Annotated in this window: 15 protein-coding genes; 11 read left to right on the forward strand and 4 right to left on the reverse strand. The window is 63.2% G+C overall.

Translation table 11 applies throughout. The features are described 5' to 3' along the window. Positions 1-2: 2 nt before the first annotated feature. Both DI605_RS05275 and DI605_RS05280 read left to right on the forward strand, forming a co-directional pair. Positions 3-767 (forward strand): SDR family oxidoreductase, encoded by a 765-nt coding sequence (locus tag DI605_RS05275; RefSeq protein ID WP_293970082.1) that lies wholly within the window; start codon positions 3-5, stop codon positions 765-767. Next, positions 764-1,960: a multidrug effflux MFS transporter gene (locus DI605_RS05280; protein WP_293970085.1), complete on the forward strand. Its 1,197-nt coding sequence runs from the start codon at positions 764-766 to the stop codon at positions 1,958-1,960. The genes DI605_RS05275 and DI605_RS05280 overlap by 4 nt, the downstream gene beginning before the upstream one ends. Here the strand turns inward: DI605_RS05280 and DI605_RS05285 are convergent, their stop codons facing one another. After that, entirely contained in the window at positions 1,961-2,344 is a 384-nt protein-coding gene (locus tag DI605_RS05285; protein ID WP_293970087.1) for a c-type cytochrome, read from the reverse strand. It lies immediately after the preceding gene. Between the two features lie 116 nt (positions 2,345-2,460). Here DI605_RS05285 and DI605_RS05290 point away from each other — a divergent pair, with 116 nt between their 5' ends. The 7 genes from DI605_RS05290 to pcaF all read left to right on the forward strand — a co-directional run bounded on the left by DI605_RS05290 (position 2,461) and on the right by pcaF (position 9,005). Continuing rightward, positions 2,461-3,960: an FAD-binding oxidoreductase gene (locus DI605_RS05290; RefSeq protein ID WP_293970090.1), complete on the forward strand. Its 1,500-nt coding sequence runs from the start codon at positions 2,461-2,463 to the stop codon at positions 3,958-3,960. A gap of 115 nt (positions 3,961-4,075) precedes the next feature. Beyond that, positions 4,076-5,203 (forward strand): FAD-dependent monooxygenase, encoded by a 1,128-nt coding sequence (locus tag DI605_RS05295; RefSeq protein WP_293970093.1) that lies wholly within the window; start codon positions 4,076-4,078, stop codon positions 5,201-5,203. After that, positions 5,190-6,017: an SDR family NAD(P)-dependent oxidoreductase gene (locus tag DI605_RS05300; protein WP_293970095.1), complete on the forward strand. Its 828-nt coding sequence runs from the start codon at positions 5,190-5,192 to the stop codon at positions 6,015-6,017. Before DI605_RS05295 ends, DI605_RS05300 begins: the two co-directional genes overlap by 14 nt. Beyond that, positions 6,014-6,451, forward strand: a complete 438-nt coding sequence (locus DI605_RS05305; protein ID WP_293970098.1) for a VOC family protein — start codon at positions 6,014-6,016, stop codon at positions 6,449-6,451. Before DI605_RS05300 ends, DI605_RS05305 begins: the two co-directional genes overlap by 4 nt. Positions 6,452-6,455: 4 nt before the next feature. Further along, on the forward strand, positions 6,456-7,136 hold the full coding sequence (locus tag DI605_RS05310) for a 3-oxoacid CoA-transferase subunit A (protein WP_293970101.1): 681 nt from the start codon (positions 6,456-6,458) through the stop codon (positions 7,134-7,136). 13 nt (positions 7,137-7,149) lie between these two features. Further along, entirely contained in the window at positions 7,150-7,785 is a 636-nt protein-coding gene (locus DI605_RS05315) for a 3-oxoacid CoA-transferase subunit B (protein WP_293970104.1), read from the forward strand. An 11-nt stretch (positions 7,786-7,796) separates the two neighbouring features. Continuing rightward, positions 7,797-9,005 (forward strand): 3-oxoadipyl-CoA thiolase, encoded by a 1,209-nt coding sequence (pcaF, locus tag DI605_RS05320; RefSeq protein WP_293970107.1) that lies wholly within the window; start codon positions 7,797-7,799, stop codon positions 9,003-9,005. 308 nt (positions 9,006-9,313) lie between these two features. Here the strand turns inward: pcaF and DI605_RS05325 are convergent, their stop codons facing one another. From DI605_RS05325 to DI605_RS05335, 3 genes are read right to left on the reverse strand one after another with little or no spacing between them, the layout of a single operon-like run. Then, positions 9,314-10,828: an indolepyruvate oxidoreductase subunit beta family protein gene (locus tag DI605_RS05325; protein WP_293970110.1), complete on the reverse strand. Its 1,515-nt coding sequence runs from the start codon at positions 10,826-10,828 to the stop codon at positions 9,314-9,316. Next, entirely contained in the window at positions 10,829-12,970 is a 2,142-nt protein-coding gene (locus tag DI605_RS05330; RefSeq protein WP_293970113.1) for an indolepyruvate ferredoxin oxidoreductase subunit alpha, read from the reverse strand. Between the two features lie 4 nt (positions 12,971-12,974). After that, positions 12,975-13,742: a cyclase family protein gene (locus DI605_RS05335; RefSeq protein WP_293970116.1), complete on the reverse strand. Its 768-nt coding sequence runs from the start codon at positions 13,740-13,742 to the stop codon at positions 12,975-12,977. Positions 13,743-13,885: 143 nt separating this feature from the next. Here DI605_RS05335 and DI605_RS05340 point away from each other — a divergent pair, with 143 nt between their 5' ends. Both DI605_RS05340 and DI605_RS05345 read left to right on the forward strand, forming a co-directional pair. Beyond that, positions 13,886-14,347, forward strand: coding sequence for a MarR family winged helix-turn-helix transcriptional regulator (locus DI605_RS05340; RefSeq protein ID WP_293970119.1), 462 nt, complete (start codon positions 13,886-13,888; stop codon positions 14,345-14,347). Between the two features lie 93 nt (positions 14,348-14,440). Next, a partial coding sequence (locus tag DI605_RS05345) for an FAD-dependent monooxygenase (RefSeq protein ID WP_293970122.1) occupies positions 14,441-16,527 on the forward strand: 2,087 nt, incomplete at its 3' end.

Below are 16,527 nucleotides of genomic sequence, written 5' to 3' on the forward strand. Positions count from 1 at the left end.
GGATGGAACTCCCCCGCACGCCCAGCTTCCGCCTGGATGGCCGCCGCGCCCTGGTGACGGGGGCCGGGCGCGGGATCGGGCTCGCGCTGGCGGTCGCTCTGGCCGATGCCGGCGCGGCCGTGACGCTCGCCGCACGCACGGCCGCCGAGATCGAGGCTGGGGCCGGGGCGATCCGCCTTGCCGGAGGAGAGGCCGAGGCGGCGATGCTCGACGTTTCGGATTCGGCGGCGGTGTCCGCTTTCTTCGATGGCCGGCCAGCCTTCCACATTCTCGTCAACAATGCCGGCACCAACCGGCCCAAGCCGATGCAGGACGTGGGCGAGGCGGATTATGATGCCGTGCTCGATCTCAACGTGAAGGCGGCCTTCTTCGTCGCACAGGCTTGTGTGCGGCGGATGCTGGCGCAGGGCGTAGCCGGCAGTCTCATCCATATCGGCAGCCAGATGGGGCATGTCGGCGGCCCGAACCGCTCCCTTTACTGCGCTTCTAAATGGGCGATCGAGGGAATGAGCAAGGCGTTCGCGCTGGATCTCGCGCCGCACGGCATCCGATCCAACACGATCGCGCCGACCTTCATCGAAACGCCGATGACGCGACCCTTTTTCGAAGACCCGGCCTTCAAGGCGAGCGTGCTGGCCAAGATCAAACTGGGCCGACTCGGCACCGTCGAGGATCTCATGGGCGCGGCGCTGTTTCTCGCCACCGATGCTTCGGCGCTCGTCACTGGCACCAGCCTCGTCGTCGATGGCGGATGGACTGCCGATTGAGCGGCGATCCCGCGTCGAAAGGGCTGATCCCCGTCCTAGCGCTCGTGGGCAGTTTCGGGCCGCTGGCGATGGACATGTATTTGTCCGCCTTGCCCGCGCTTCGCCACGATCTCCATACCGATGCGGCGGGCGCGGGATCCACGCTCTCCGTCTTCCTGCTCGGCATGGCGATCGGCCAGTTGCTCTATGGTCCGCTTAGCGATCGCTTCGGTCGCAAGACGATGCTGCTCACGGGCGCCACGCTCTACATGGTCGCCAGCCTGCTCTGCCTGCTGTCGCACGACCTGATCAGCTTCAACGCGCTGAGGCTGGTGCAGGCGATGGGGGCGGCGAGCGGGCTCACGCTCAGCCGCGCGATGGTGCGGGATCTGTTCGACGAGCGGCATCTGGCCGATCTTTTCTCCATCCTGTCGGTGGTCAGCCTTGCCGCGCCCCTGATCGCGCCAATATTCGGCACCGGCATTATCCTCATAGGGGGCTGGCGTCTCATCTTCGCGGTGCTCGCGGCGCTCGGACTTGTCTGTCTCACGGCGATTGCTCTCGTCCTGCCCGAATCCCTGCCGCCCGAAAGGCGTACTGGGCGGCTTCGCCTCGGCGCGACGCTGGCCGGTTTTGGTGGGCTGGTCATCCACCCGCGCTTCCTCACGGCCGCGCTCGCAACGGGATGCGTCTCTGGGATATTGTTCGCGAATGTCACGGGATCCGCGCTGCTCCTCATGGAGCGTTTCGGGTTCGGGCGGATGGGCTTCACGATCATCTTCACCCTCGCGATGATCGGGATGATGGGGGGCGGGCAGGCCAACCGGCGGCTGCTCCTCCGCTACAGCGGGCGCGTGATCATGCGCACCGCAGGGACAATCGCCATCCTGGCCGGGCTGGCGATGATCGCGGCAACCGCGATCAATCCCTATCTGCTGTGCACGGTGCTGGTTGTGATGACGACATGTGTTGGCTTCATGCTGCCGAACGGCGCCGCCTCGGCCATGATGGCGACGGACCGGATCGGGATCGCTTCCTCGCTGCTGGGCGTCATCCAGTTCGGCAGCGGATCCTTGTCGAGCGCGCTGGTCACGTTCGCCGGCGCACGCACGGCGGAAGGAATGGCGCTGGTGATGTGCGGCTTCGCGATCGCCGCGCGTGGGCTATGGGCAATGCGCGAAAGGCTGGATGATCGTCAGGCGATGGCCGTCTGATCATTTCGCCGGAGGGTGAGCCAGCAAGATCGCCACGATCGCATTCGCTTGCTCGGGCGTAACCTGGGTCTGCGGCGGCATGGTCGCCTCGCCCCATTTACCCACGCTGCCCTTGAGGATGCTCTGCTTCAGCCGGTCCACATCTCCGGGAGTGGGGGAGGGGAAGGCCGCTCGGATCGACATGATCGGCGGCCCCACGCGCATATAATCGACGGCGTGGCAGTTGGAGCATTGATGTGCGACCAGCGTGGTATCGAGCGTGAGATTCTTGTCCACGTCCGGGCGCGGCGCGCCTTCGGTGTCGGCGGCAGTCTCGCCCGGTGCTTTCTGGCAACCTGCGGCGAGGATGCTTCCCATCAGCGCGAGCGCGAGCGCGATCCTCACCGGGCAATCTCTCCTTCCGTTCGGGCCGTGATGAGCCTTGGCCGCGAATTTACGGAGGCTCCGGCTTTTCGTCCACGAAATTATTCGATACGCTAATTTAAAGCGAATGGGAGAGGATGGATATGGTCGGTACGGTGGAGCGGCGGAGCGTGCTGAAGGGCATGGCCGGCGCCGGGGCGGTGGCGGGTCTTTCCCGACTGCTCGTGGCCTGTGATGGCCGTGGCCGCCCGCTTTCCCCCGATACGAAGCAGGCGCTCAACGATGCGGTGGAAGGGGATGTCTATTGGCGGGGTGACGAGGCCTATGAAATGGCGCGCGGTCGCGCCGCCTATCGCGCGAACAAGCCCAGACGCTATCCGCAGGTGATCGTCCTGCCGGAGACCGACAAGGATGTGGTTGCGGCGGTCAAGTTCGCCGGGCAGCATGATCTCAGGGTCACTACCCGTTCCGGCGGGCACAGCTGGTCTTCCGCGCATATCCGCGATGGCGTGCTGATGATCGACATGTCGAAGATGCAGGAGATCAGCGTCGATCCGGAGAGCAAGACTTTGTGGGTCAATCCTGGCGTGATCGGATCGACGATCAACGCCCAGCTCAAGGATTATGGCCTGATCATCCCCACCGCGCATCATCCCTCTCCGGGAATAGGCGGTTTCTCGATGAACGGCGGTTTCGGCTGGAATTCGCGCCTGTGGGGCAATGGCGCACGGCAGGTGATCGCGCTCGATGTCGTGACCGCCGATGGCGAGCTGCTTCGGTGCGACAAGGATCGGAACAGCGATTTCTGGTGGGCGGCGCGCGGCGGCGGCGCGGGCTTCTTCGGAGTCGTGACGCGCATGCAGATCCAGGCCCACGACCGGCCCAAGGTGTGGAAGGCGAGTGTACTGAGCTTCGATGATGCGCATGGCGTGTTTGATGAACTGATGGCCTGGGCGTGCGATCTCGTGCCGCGCATCCCGCCTCATATGGAAATGGTCATGACGACGACAGCGAACAGCCGCGAGACGGGCGAGCCCGTCTCGACGCGGATTACCGCCGCGGCGCTGGTGCTGACTGACGACGAGGCGGAGGCCGATGCGGCGCTGGCCCTGTTCGACAGCTGCCCGGTGAAGGACAAGGCGAACTTCGTCGTCGATAAGGCGCCCACCACGCTGGAGGCGCGCTATGACAGCGGCTTCAAGGCAGATCCCGCAGGCTATCGCTTCGCCGCCGACAATTTCTACACCGACGCGCCCACCGAAAAGCTCGTTCCCCGGCTACGCAAGGTGTTCCTCGATCTCCCGAGCCCGCACACCCATACCTTCTGGTTCGCCTGGGGCCCGATCAAGCCTTTTTCGATCGACATGGCGCTGTCGATGCAGGGGCCGATCTATGTCGGCACCTATACGCTGTGGAGGGACCCGGCCGAGGATGAGGCGATGGAGGCGTGGCCGCCGGCGCGGATGAAGGAACTGGACGATATTTCGCTGGGTGGTCAGCTCAACGATGAGAACATGCTCCACCACCCCCAGCGCTATTTCACTCCGGAGGCCTTTGCCAAGCTGGAGCGGCTCCGGCGGCAGCATGATCCGAAGGGGCGCTTCGAAGGCTTTCTCGGCAAGCCTATGTCGGCCTGATCTCTCCCTTCCATTCGATGATCGGGGAAGGCTGATATACGGATGGCGTCGTTGGTCGCGCGCATCCGCCTCGATAGGGTCTGCCTCATACAAGAAGCACTGGCTGGGGCGGGTGATGCAGGATCGACTGAAAGTTCTGGTGATTGGCGGCGGTATCGGCGGGATGGCGTGCGCGCTCGCGCTGCATCGGGCGGGGCAGCCGGTCGAGATGATCGAGATCGATCCCCGGTGGAATGCGCTTGGAGCCGGCCTCACGCTCAATGGAGGAGCGATGCGCGCGCTCGCCGATCTCGGGCTGCTGGAGGAAGTGAAGGCGGCCGGCTTCGCGTCGATCGGTCCGGTGCGGCTGTGCGACGCGGAGGGCCATGTCGTGAGCGAGGGGTCGAGCGCGCCGATCTATGCCAACGGAATTCCCAATATGGGCGGTATTCTGCGGCCGAGGCTGCACGAGGTGATGCGTGAGGCGATCGTCGCGGCGGGCATCGATATGCGCAGTGGCGTCACCGCCGAGCGTTTCGAGGAAGGGCCTGATCGTGTTGCCGTCACCACATCGGACGGTGGGGTGCGCGACTATCTCTTCGTGCTCGGCGCCGATGGCCTCTTCTCGCGGACCCGCGCCATGATCATGCCGGATGCGCCGAAGCCGCGCTTCACGGGGCAGGGGTGCTGGCGCGCCGTCGTGCCGCGGCCAAAGGACGTCACCGCGACCTGGGTCTACTCGAACGGGACATCCAAGGCGGGGTTCAATCCGATCAGCGATGCGCTGATGTATGTCTATCTCCTCGAATCCGCGCACGGCAATCCCTGGATGGCGCAGGAGGACTGGCTGCCGCTGTTGCGTGCGCGGCTGGCGAAATTCGGGGGCCATTTTCGTACGATCGCGGAGGAACTTGGTGGGGAATCGCTTATCAACTATCGTCCGCTTGAGGTGATTTTGGTGACGCCGCCCTGGCACCGGGGGCGTGTCCTGCTGGTGGGCGATGCCGCGCACGCGACCACCCCGCATGTCGGTTATGGCGCGGGCCTCGCCATCGAGGATGCGGTGGTGCTTGGCGAGTTGGTCGGCCTGATCGACGATGTCGAAACGCTGTTTCCGGCGTTTACTGCGCGTCGCTTCGAGCGGTGTCGCACGATCCTCGAGGGGTCGGTGAAGATCGGCGATCTCGAACAGGCCGATACCCCGCTCGCGGAGCAGCGCGCGCTCTCCGCATCGCTCGGGCGGGTCATCCGTGAGCCCATCTGACGAAGCGGGCCGGTTGTCTCTGGCGGGTCGCGTCGCGATCGTGACGGGGGCCGCTGGCGGGATTGGCGGGGCTGCCGTGCGGCTGCTGCGCGCGCGGGGCGCACACGTGCTGGCGGCCGATATCGATATCGCCGGTTGCGCGGCCCTGTCGGATGATGGTGTCGCGCCGTTCGCCGTCGATCTCACCGATGAGGCATCGGTCGCGGCGATGATCGCCGGGGCCGTGCGGCGTTTCGGCCGGCTGGATATCCTGCACAACAATGCCGCCGATCAATCATCGGCCCAGTCGGCCGCCGATGGCGATATCCTCTCGACGGGCACGTCCGCCTGGGATCGGGCCTTCGCCGTCAATGTGCGCGGGGCGATGCTCGCCGCGCAAGCCGCCATCCCGCACATGCTGGCGGCCGGCGGCGGAGCGATCGTCAACATGGCATCCAATCGCGGCATGCAGGGCGGTCTTACAGGCATCGCCTACAGCGCCTCGAAGGCGGCGCTGATTCAGCTCACACGGTCGATCGCCGCCAGTCACGGCCCGTCCGGCATCCGCGCCAACACGGTTTCGCCGGGTTTGATCGTGACGGCGGGTGTGATCGACAAGGTGCCCCCGGTCTTCCGCAGTATCGTCGCGGAGGAGACGCTGGCTCCGGCGCTGGGCACGCCCGGGGATGTGGCGGAGATGGTCGCTTTCCTCGTCTCGGATGCGGCGCGCTACATCAACGGTGCCAATTTTGTGGTCGATGGCGGCACCGCTTCGCACATGCCGGGCCTTGCCGCGATGCGCGCGCTGGTTGCGGCGGGAGGGGGCCGGGAATGAATGAATTTTGGTTTCACCATGTCGGCGTCAGCGTGGCCGATATGGATGCGGCGCTGGGATGGTGGGAGGAGATGCTCGGCTTCACGCTGGAGCGACGTTACCGGCTGGAGGCGATCCCGTCCGAGATCGCGATCGTCCGCAATGGCGCGCTTCATGTGGAGCTGTTCCAAGTCCCCCGGCCCAGGGCCAAGTCGGCCGAACGGTCCGTGCCGGATGATGACGTGCAGACGCTTGGCAACAAGCATGTTGCATTTTCCGTGGCGGACGTCCGCGCCACGATCGAACGGTTGCGCGCCAAAGGCGCCGATATCGTGTGGATCAAGGATCTGCCCAACGGCCGCGCCGCAGCCTTCATCAGGGACAATGAGGGCAATCTGATCGAATTCGTTCAATGGCCCAAGGTGGACGATCCTGCGTCCCGCCTGCCGGAGTAGGATAATGATCGACAAGATATGGATCGCTCCGGGCGATGCAGTCGCGGATATCGGCGAGGGCGCATCGGTGATGATCGGCGGTTTCGGCACGGCGGGTATGCCGGACGAACTGATCGATGCTCTGATCGCGCGCGGCGTTGGAGATCTCACGATCATCAACAACAATGCCGGCAATGGTGAGGCCGGCGTCGCCGCGCTCATCAAGGCGGGACGGGTGCGCAAGATCATCTGCTCCTTCCCGCGCCAGACGGATTCGCACCATTTCGATGCGGCCTATCGCGCGGGGGAGATCGAGCTGGAACTGGTGCCGCAAGGCAATCTGGCGGCGCGCATCCAGGCGGCGGGGGCGGGGCTGGGCGCGATCTTCACGCCCACCGGCTATGGCACGATCCTCGCCGAAGGGAAGGAAACCCGTGAGATAAACGGGCGGCATTATGTGCTCGAATATCCGATCCACGCCGATTTCGCGCTGATCAAGGCGCACAGGGGCGATCGCTGGGGCAACCTCGTCTATCGCAAGACGGCGCGCAATTTCGGCCCGATCATGGCGATGGCCGCGAAGACAACGATCGCGCAGGTCTCCGATGTCGTTCCGCTTGGCGGTCTCGATCCTGAAGTCGTCGTGACGCCGGGCATCTTCGTCCAGCGCGTCGTGCCGCTTTCACCGATCCGCGCCGCCTCCTGATCTGGAGCATCAGATGAACCGCCTGTCCCGTGACCAGATGGCCGCCCGCGTCGCCCTCGACATTCCCGAGGGCGCCTATGTGAACCTGGGCATCGGCCTGCCCACCAAGGTTGCCAATTATCTGCCGATCGATCGTGAAATCTTCCTGCAGAGCGAGAATGGCCTGCTGGGCATGGGCCCCGCGCCGGCGCCGGGCGAGGAGGATTGGGAATTGATCAATGCCGGAAAGCAGGCGGTGACGCTGCTGACCGGCGGCTGCTTTTTCCATCATGCCGATAGCTTCGCGATGATGCGCGGCGGTCATATCGATATCTGCGTGCTCGGCGCATTCCAGGTTTCTACGCGGGGCGATATCGCCAACTGGCATACGGGCGAAGCGGGCGCGATCCCGGCGGTGGGCGGCGCGATGGATCTCGCGATCGGCGCCCGACAGACCTTCGTGATGATGGAATTGTCGACCAGGCAGGGTGAGAGCAAGCTGGTGGAGAATTGCTCCTACCCGCTGACGGGGCTGGGCTGCGTCTCGCGGCTCTACACCGATATTGCCGTGTTCGATCTGGGGCCGGCCGGCGCACGCATCGTGGAAATGGTGGACGGTCTCGGCACGGATGAATTGCGCGCGCTGACCGGCGTTCCCCTGACCGGCTGAGGAGTATCAGGATGACCGAGGCTTTCCTCTGCGATGCCATCCGCACGCCCGTCGGCCGTTATGGCGGGGGACTGGCGAAGATCCGCGCCGATGATCTGGGTGCACTGCCGATGAAAGCGCTGCTCTCGCGCAATCCGGAGCTCGATCCCGCAGCGATTGAGGAGGTCTTCTATGGCTGTGCCAATCAGTCGGGCGAGGATAATCGCAACGTCGCACGCATGAGCCTGCTGCTCGCGGGGCTGCCGTTCGGCGTTCCCGGCGTGACGATCAACCGGCTGTGCGCTTCCGGGCTCGAGGCAGTCGGCGCGGCGGCGCGGGCCATCCGGGGCGGGGAGATGGCGCTCGCCATCGCCGGCGGCGTGGAGAGCATGACGCGCGCGCCCTTCGTGCTGGGTAAGGCGGAGAGCGCCTTCGGTCGCGCCCAGAAGCTGGAAGATACGACGATGGGCTGGCGCTTCGTCAATCCCGCGCTCGACGTGCTTTACGGAACCGAGACGATGCCGCGCACCGGCGAGAATGTCGCCGAAGCCTATCGGATCAGCCGTGCCGATCAGGACGCTTTCGCGCTCCGCAGCCAGCAGCGCGCCGCGCGGGCGCAGGCAGGCGGCTTCTTCGCCGACGAGATCATTCCCGTTGCCGTGCCCGGGCGGAAGAAGGGCGAAGTGATCGAGGTTTCGCGTGACGAGCATCCGCGCGCCGACACGACCATCGAGGTGCTGCAGAAGCTGAAGCCGCTATTCGGCCCGGAAGGCAGCGTTACCGCCGGTAACGCATCGGGCATCAACGATGGCGCCGCCGCGCTGCTCGTCGCCAGCGAATCCGCCGCCAGGCGACATGGGCTCACGCCGCGCGCCCGGATCCTCGGCATGGCTTCGGCGGGCGTGGAGCCGCGCGTCATGGGAATCGGCCCGCTGCCAGCGATGGAAAAGCTGCTGGGCCGGCTCAGCCTCGCGATGGCCGATTTCGATGCCATTGAATTGAACGAAGCCTTCGCGAGCCAATCCCTCGCCGTGATGCGCAGCCTGGGGCTTCCCGATGACGCGCCGCACGTCAACGCGAATGGCGGCGCGATCGCGCTCGGCCATCCACTCGGCATGTCGGGCGCGCGTCTCGCCATGACGCTGGTCCATCAACTGGAGGCAAGCGGGGGACGGCGGGGTATGGCCACATTGTGTGTTGGTGTGGGCATGGGCCTTGCGCTCGCGATCGAGCGAGTCTGATCCTTCCGGCTTGCTCGCAGCTGAAACCTGTCCCTCACGCGCTGGCCGTCGCCTGATAGCTCGACCCACACTGATCCACGGTAGCGGGTGCCGGCGGTGCTCACCCATGTGGATTGCGGCCTCGGTTGTTTGCCGTCCCGTTATTTTTTCATCCATCTCAGGCGAAGGTTTTCCGGTCCTTTGATGTCTACGGGCAACGGGCGGGCCGGCGTGGACAAATTCGAGCCAGAAGGTGATTTCACCTGCATGGAAATCGCTCTGGTTTGACCGCGTAGCTGAGCGTCGTCTTGGCTGCGGGTGATCTAAGTTCACGCGGCAGCGCTATCTCCTTGGATCGCCCTGCGTAGGCAATCACCGGTATCGTCCGCCAGAGCTGCCAGACGCAGTCGCCTTACGGTCCCCGCTGCTTCGGGGCGACCGATGTGCGTTCTGGCAACGGCCAAGATCATCAGATGGTGGGACAGGCCACGTTCGAAGGTATCGCCGTAGCCCTTCAGGAGCACCTGGCATTCGGCGATTTCACAGGCAAGCGCTGAATCTACGGCAGCTGCCTCCCGGATAAGCGCCAGCCAGTCGTTGATACGATCTTGCTCTTCCGCATATCGCGCCGTCGAAGAGCGAAGCCTTCGAAGTGCAGAGATCAGACGGAGGGCAAGATACCAACGCAGGCCTGTCGATACTACGTGCCGGCCCTTGGCAAAACGTGGCTCTAGCCAGCGTCGCAGCCAAACGCTGCGGAGGATCAGGGCGCCTAAACCGAAAGGTATCGTTTCGCACACCTCGCGAAGTCGGGGGTGCATATATTCCGTCACGGTCATCACCTGTGTCGTGCCCAGTTCGACTTCCCGGGTGATGCGGGCTCGCCGGCTCGCCCGAACCTTGAGATCAGCTACGCGGATCGTGTCCTCATAGGCCATCCAGGCCGCCAGATGACGCGCGGTCAGGGCCGTAAGCCGGAATATATCGGCTCCGGCATCTACTGCCGTTATCGTGTCGAGGCGATCAAGATAGAAAGCGGCATATCCGGCATCCTGATAGTCCATCAGTCTGCGCACGCCTTCGAGCGCAAACCGGTGCGATGAGGGCGGCAGATTACCGAGGATCCGGGCTTTGAAATGCTGGCCAGCGGGCGTCGTCGGTTCCGGCGGCGCATCTGCGGGTGCTTGGGCTTCTGGCTCGTGTCTCGTTCCTGCCTGGCCGGCGGCGAACCCCCTGAGATTGGGAGCAACGGCCTTGCCACCAGCGCGGATCGCCTCCTCGAAGGCCTCGGTCGGAAAAGGCAGCGCGCCGCTGCTCGCAAGAGCGCCGAACATCACCGAACTGATGATGCTGCCGGCCTCGGCGGCCGCCGCCTCCATGTCGAATCCGATGAACCGTGCAGAGCGTCGCCCCGCCGCATCGAGGATGCGCCGGCTGGAGCCGATCCCGTCGCCAAGCGCTGCCTTTTCCGAGATTGCATAGATGCGATGCGTCGAGCCTATCAGTGTCGTCCGATCCTGTGAGACGAAGCCACGCAGGATCGCGCGGCCGGCTTCCATCAATTCCGATGCGATGACGATGTCGACATCACCTAGCACGGGCATCATCGCCATCACGGGCGCGGGATGGTTGGCACCGGTTGAGGCACTGCGCACCATCTCGATATAATAGACGGTCGATCCGGTCCTCTGCGCGACGCCCGGCACAGACGTTCCCTGGGCGACGAAGCCATTGCGGTCGGCGAGATCGAGTATCCAGTCGGCCAGCACGCCGCCACCCTGGCCCCCAAGGGCGAGAATGGCGATCGTGATCCGGTCGCGACGCTGCGGTATGAGCAGGTCCATTCAAAAAGCCCGCGCGGAAATGGAGCGGTCGTGGCGCCGCTGAAACCACCCGATCACGCGCATCGAAAGCAGATTGCGTGCCCGTTCGAGCCGCGTGGGATTCGTAACGATCCGGGCCTTGTAAAAGGACGGGCAAAGGATCGCGGCATGGGCAACCTCGCCGCAATTGCCGCAACCGACGCAGCTATTATCGATATGTGTCACCGGATGGTCGCGCAAGGGATCGGGATTGGGCCTGACGCTGAGTGATGGGCAGCCCGAAAGCCTGATGCAGGCATGGTCGCCAGTGCAAGTGTCGGGATCGACGCCGAACCGTTCGCGCTCCACCCGCTTTCCCTCCCGTGCGGCCTTGGCCATCATCGGCTTTACCCGGCGCTGCTTGTTCAGCATGCACTCCGATTGGGCGACGATCAGCTTGGGGCCCTTTTCCGGCGTGGTCAGGGCGTCTTTGAGCGTATCGCGCATCATGGCGACGTCATAAGTATGTGTGAGTGTTCGTGCCCAAGTGATGCCAAGCCCGCGAGCGGCCTTCTCGATGGGATTGTTGGTCTTGCGCGTGGGGTTCTGCGCCTTGGATGACAGGAGATCCTGGCCGCCCGTGGCGGCTGAATAGCCATTGTCGACAATGATCGTAACGTTGTCGTCCTGATTGAACACCGCATTGCCGATGCCGGAGGTAAGGCCGTTATGCCAGAAGCCCCCGTCACCCATCATCGCCACCGCACGTTTCGCGCCAGCCCCCTCGCTCGGCTTGAAGGCCGAAGCGGCCGCAGTGCCCAAACCATAGCCCATCGTGGTATTGCCGATGTGGAACGGTGGCAGGATCGAGAAGAGATGGCAGCCTATGTCGGCCGAGACATGCAACTCGCCGAGCTCTCGTTGAACGAGCTTCATAGCCGAGAATATCGGGCGTTCGGGGCAACCCGTACAGAATCCCGCCGGACGGGGTGGGACCGCCTCCGCTAAATGACGTTCGGGAGGCACCGGCGCCAAGAGCCTGCGCAAGGCTCGCTCCGGGACCCAGGTTTCCATAAAGGCGATCACGCCTTCCCGTAGCACCTGGCCCGAATATTCGCCTGCGCGCGGCAGGATGTCCTTGCCCACGATGCGCGTGTTCAGGTCGGCGCGGCGCAGAAGCGTATTCAGTTCATGCTCGATGAATTCAGGCTGGCCTTCCTCGATGATGAGCACGGCCTTCTTGCCCGTGCAGAATCGGGTGATCTCCTCCGGGATCAGCGGATAGGTGACGTTGAGACAATAGATTGGTACAAGCGATGCACCATAAGCATCCGACAGTCCGGCCAATTCCAGCGCGCGGTTCAGCGTGTTGTACAGTCCGCCCTGGACGATGATTCCGATCTCGTCCTGCTCGGGGCCGAACCATTCGTTGAGACGTCTTTCGGCGATGAAACGCACGGCGGCGGGCCATCTCTTCTGGATCTTCTCATGTTCATGGAGGAAATTGGCCGGCGGCAGCACGATCCGATCGATATCCCGGCGTGGACTGGCTGCAGCCTCGCCCACAGTCATCGCCGGCCGCCGATTGTCTCGCGCCACAAAGCTACCGGTGACATGGCAGGCGCGGACCCGCAGTTCGATCATCACTGGCGTGTTCGATGCCTCAGACAATTCGAAGCCCATTTCGACCGTATCGACAATGCTGGTCAGATTGGGTCTGGGGTCCAGCAACCATATCTGAGATTTCATAGCAAAAGCGTGCGTTCGCTCCTGCATGATCGATGAGCCTTCACCATAATCTTCGCCCACGATGATGAGCGCACCGCCGGTAACGCCGCCGCTGGCAATGTTAGATAGGGCGTCGGACGCAACGTTGGTCCCTACAACCGATTTCCACGCTACGGCGCCTCGTAGCGGGTAATTGACCGACGCAGCCAGCATTGCGGCTGCGGAGGCCTCGCTGGCATTGGATTCGAAGTGAACGCCAAGCTCTCGCAGCAATGGGTCAGCATCGGCGAAGACGTCCATCAAATGACTGATCGGTGAGCCCTGGTAGCCGCCGACATAGGCAACGCCTGCTTGGAGGAGCGCTTTGGTCACGGCGAGGATGCCTTCGCCTTCGAATGTCTCGCCGTCGCTAAGGTGGAGCTTTTTGACTTCTCTCTTGAAGGAACGTTCGGCCATTTGATCAGGCCGCGACGAGTGCGAGGACGCGCAGGGGGCTGCCCGATCCGCCCTCGATCTTAAGCGGTGCCGAGACGATGACGGATCCGGTCGGGGGCAGAAGATCGAGATTGACGAGGCATTGCAGACCGAAGCGCCCGGCGCCGTGGAACAATGCGTGGGCCGGATACATGGGATCGAGAAGGTGCGCCTGACCTGCATCCGTGCCGATCGTCTCTACGCCGAAGCCATGGGCATCGCGTTCCTCCACGAGGAAGCGGACCGCCTGGGCGGAAGGACCTGGCGTGTGTGCGCCGTCCACGCGGCGGTTCGTATAAGCTTCGGGATTGCGCTTCGACCAATCGGTTCGAAGCAGGATCCAACTGCGCGGCGGGATCCGTCCATGCGCTGCTTCCCAGGTTTCAATGTCCGCGACGGAGAGCAGATAATCGGGGTCGTCCGTCGCTTTTGCAGAGATATCGATAACGATGGCACCGGCGATGAAATCCTTCGGCGCGATTGCATCGACGGAGTTGTTGGGCAGGTCTCTGCCTGTAATCCAGTGTATCGGCGCGTCGAAATGTGTCCCAGTATGTTCGCCGACCGTGAAATTGTTCCAGTACCAGGCGACACCGCGCTCGTCGTAGCGGGAAATTTCCTGGCGTTGGAAAGGCGCCGTCTGACCGAACGGCTCTGGTAGGACCAAGAGCGGTGTTTCTTCCGAGAGGGTCTGAGTAAGATCTATTGCGCGGATCGCTCCGCTCGAAATGGCTTCGGCGAATTCGGTGAGCATGGCGAGTGACATTGACGGGGCTCCGCGATCGACTGGCGATATAGGCAGAGTGTCACAAAAACGTGCAAATGCAAGTAAATTCGGAAGGGCGTTGCGATGACGGCATGCCGCGGATAAGCCGCCGCCGGAGGAGATGGGGCGTAGTGGACAACCGTATTCTAGGTGATCCGGGCAGGCCTTCTTTCCAAGTGGATCGCTATCCGTTTTACCTGCTCAACCGCTTGGTCAGTCGCTACAACGGGATCATCGAGCCCAAGCTTCGCGAGATCGGGATCGATATTCCTTACTGGCGCGTGTTGATGGTGCTGGGAGAGCGTGCGCCGCGCGGAATCCGCGAGATCGCTGATGCGGCCGTGATCCCTCTTTCGACGATGACGCGGATCGTGCAGCGGATGGCGGCGGCCGATTTTGTGAGCGTTCAGGTGAGCGACGCGGACGCACGCGTGACGACGGTTTCGCTCTTGCCGCTTGGTAAGGCGAAGCTCGCCGAGGCGCGTGTCGTCACCGCGCCGATCTATGCCAAGGTGATCGAAGACTTCTCCGCTGAGGATTTTGATCTGCTGTTGAAGCTGTTCGACCGGCTCTACGCCAACCTGACCGCCTGACCGCCTGACCGCCTGACCGCCTGACCGCCTGAGCACCCTCGGCTTGTGCTTATCGATATATCGTTTAAGCTTAAAATAAATGGAGGGTCAAAGATGCGCGTTGTCTGTCTAGGGGGAGGGCCTGCCGGCCTCTACTTCGCCATCTCGATGAAGTTGCGCGACCCCAGTCACGATATTCTCGTCGTCGAACGCAACAGGGCCGGCGACACGTTCGGATGGGGTGTCGTGTTTTCGGATCAGACGCTCGAAAACCTTCGGGCCAACGATCCGACGAGTGCGAGAACCATCGCCGCAAGCTTCGCGCACTGGGACGATATCGAGGTCGTGATCGGTGATCGTGTCGAGCGATCAGGCGGCCACGGCTTTATAGGCATCGGACGCAAGAACCTGCTCACTATCCTGCAAGCGCGTGCCAGGGAACTGGGCGTGCGCCAAGAATTCGAGACGGAATTCGACCAGAGTCTGGATGCTTGGAAGGACTATGATCTGATTGTCGCGGCCGACGGTATCAACAGTTGCATCCGTAGCGCTCACGAAGAGCAGTTCGGTGTCCAGATCGAAACGCGCGCCAACAAGTTTATCTGGCTCGGCACACCACGCCTGTTCGACGCTTTCGCCTTCCTGTTCGAAAAGACCGATCATGGTTGGATCTGGGCGCATGCTTATCGTTTTGACGAGACGCGCTCCACCTTCATTGTCGAATGTTCGGAAGCTACCTGGCGCGCATTGGGCTTTGACCATATGGAGCAGGCTGAAGCGATCGCGGCATGCGAGCACATCTTCGCGCGGCATTTGCGAGGCGAGCCATTGCTTTCCAACGCAGCGCATTTGCGAGGCTCGGCGGCATGGATGAACTTCCGCCGGATATTGTGCGAGAACTGGTCGTTCGACAATGTCGTGTTGCTCGGTGATGCCGCACATACGGCGCATTTCTCGATCGGATCGGGGACCAAACTCGCGCTTGAGGACGCGATCAAGCTTGCCGATGTGATGAGTCGCCCTGCCGTTGCCGGCCGACAAAGCATGTCTGTCGCCCTCTCGGAACATCAGAATGAAAGGCATACCGAAGTTCTGAAAATCCAAAACTCGGCGCGTAATTCGACCGAATGGTTTGAAACCCTGGAGCGTTATGTCGGATTCGAGCCGGAACAGTTCGCTTATTCCTTGCTCACGCGATCACAGCGCGTAGGGCATGAAAATCTGCGGATGCGGGATCCCGCATGGCTGATGAGTGTGGAACGCTGGTATGGCGCACATGCAGGCCGCGAAGATGAGCATGTGGCCCCCCCTATGTTCACGCCGTTCGCCCTCCGGGGCATGTCGCTCGCGAACCGTGTCGCCGTTTCGCCTGTCCTTACGCACATGGCCGGGTCGGACGGGACACCGACCGATTTCCACCTCGTCCATTATGGTGCCCGTGCTCTTGGCGGGGCGGGACTGGTCCTGACCGAAATGACGGCGATTTCCGCCGACGGGCGGATCACGCCTGCCTGCCCGGGCCTCTATAACGATGCACAGGCCGAGGCATGGCGCCGCATTTCCAATTTCGTCCATTCGAACAGCGACGCACGTTTCTGCGTCCAACTCGGCCATGCCGGGGCACGCGGCGCAACTGAAGCAGGCGGTGCCCCCGATCGAGCGTTGGTAAAGGGCGGGTGGCCGCTGGTTTCGGCTTCCGCTCAGCCTTACGCTCCCGCCGGCCGGATGCCTTCGGCGATGACGCGGGCCGATATGGACCGTGTTTGCCGAGACTTTGTTGCGGCAACGCAGAGAGCGATTTTCGCCGGATTCGACATGATTGAACTACAGGCTGGCCATGGTTGCCTGCTGTCGAGTTTTCTGACGCCGCTGATGAATCTGCGATCCGACGATTATGGTGGATCACTCGAAAAGCGCCTGCGTTTTCCACTCGAAGTTCTTGCGGCAGTGCGCTCGTGCTGGGGGCAGGATCGTCCGATCTCGGTTCGAATTTCGGCGAATGATTGGGTCGGCGAAACCGGTGTGACACCTGCGGAAGCTGTCGCGATCGCCACAGCTCTTCACGATGCCGGTGCTGACGTGCTCCCCAAAGCTCTACCAGTTGACGTGCTCCCCAAAGCTCTACCAGTCATAACTGGAGTCCGGGGTTGGTATGGTGCCCCTCGGGGCGGTGTTGCACAACCCGCCTGGCAGCATCGGCG

Source organism: Sphingomonas sp. (assembly GCF_003248515.1).
In the GTDB taxonomy this organism is placed as follows: domain Bacteria; phylum Pseudomonadota; class Alphaproteobacteria; order Sphingomonadales; family Sphingomonadaceae; genus Sphingomonas_I.

Bases quoted from the DNA above. Each gene is read 5' to 3' on its own strand.
- DI605_RS05275 (WP_293970082.1), top strand. From the start codon at position 3: ATGGAACTCCCCCGCACGCCCAGCTTCCGCCTGGATGGCCGCCGCGCC.
- DI605_RS05290 (WP_293970090.1), top strand. From the start codon at position 2,461: ATGGATATGGTCGGTACGGTGGAGCGGCGGAGCGTGCTGAAGGGCATG.
- DI605_RS05295 (WP_293970093.1), top strand. From the start codon at position 4,076: ATGCAGGATCGACTGAAAGTTCTGGTGATTGGCGGCGGTATCGGCGGG.
- DI605_RS05305 (WP_293970098.1), top strand. From the start codon at position 6,014: ATGAATGAATTTTGGTTTCACCATGTCGGCGTCAGCGTGGCCGATATG.
- DI605_RS05310 (WP_293970101.1), top strand. From the start codon at position 6,456: ATGATCGACAAGATATGGATCGCTCCGGGCGATGCAGTCGCGGATATC.
- DI605_RS05315 (WP_293970104.1), top strand. From the start codon at position 7,150: ATGAACCGCCTGTCCCGTGACCAGATGGCCGCCCGCGTCGCCCTCGAC.
- pcaF (WP_293970107.1), top strand. From the start codon at position 7,797: ATGACCGAGGCTTTCCTCTGCGATGCCATCCGCACGCCCGTCGGCCGT.
- DI605_RS05325 (WP_293970110.1), bottom strand. From the start codon at position 10,828: ATGGACCTGCTCATACCGCAGCGTCGCGACCGGATCACGATCGCCATT.
- DI605_RS05330 (WP_293970113.1), bottom strand. From the start codon at position 12,970: ATGGCCGAACGTTCCTTCAAGAGAGAAGTCAAAAAGCTCCACCTTAGC.
- DI605_RS05335 (WP_293970116.1), bottom strand. From the start codon at position 13,742: ATGCTCACCGAATTCGCCGAAGCCATTTCGAGCGGAGCGATCCGCGCA.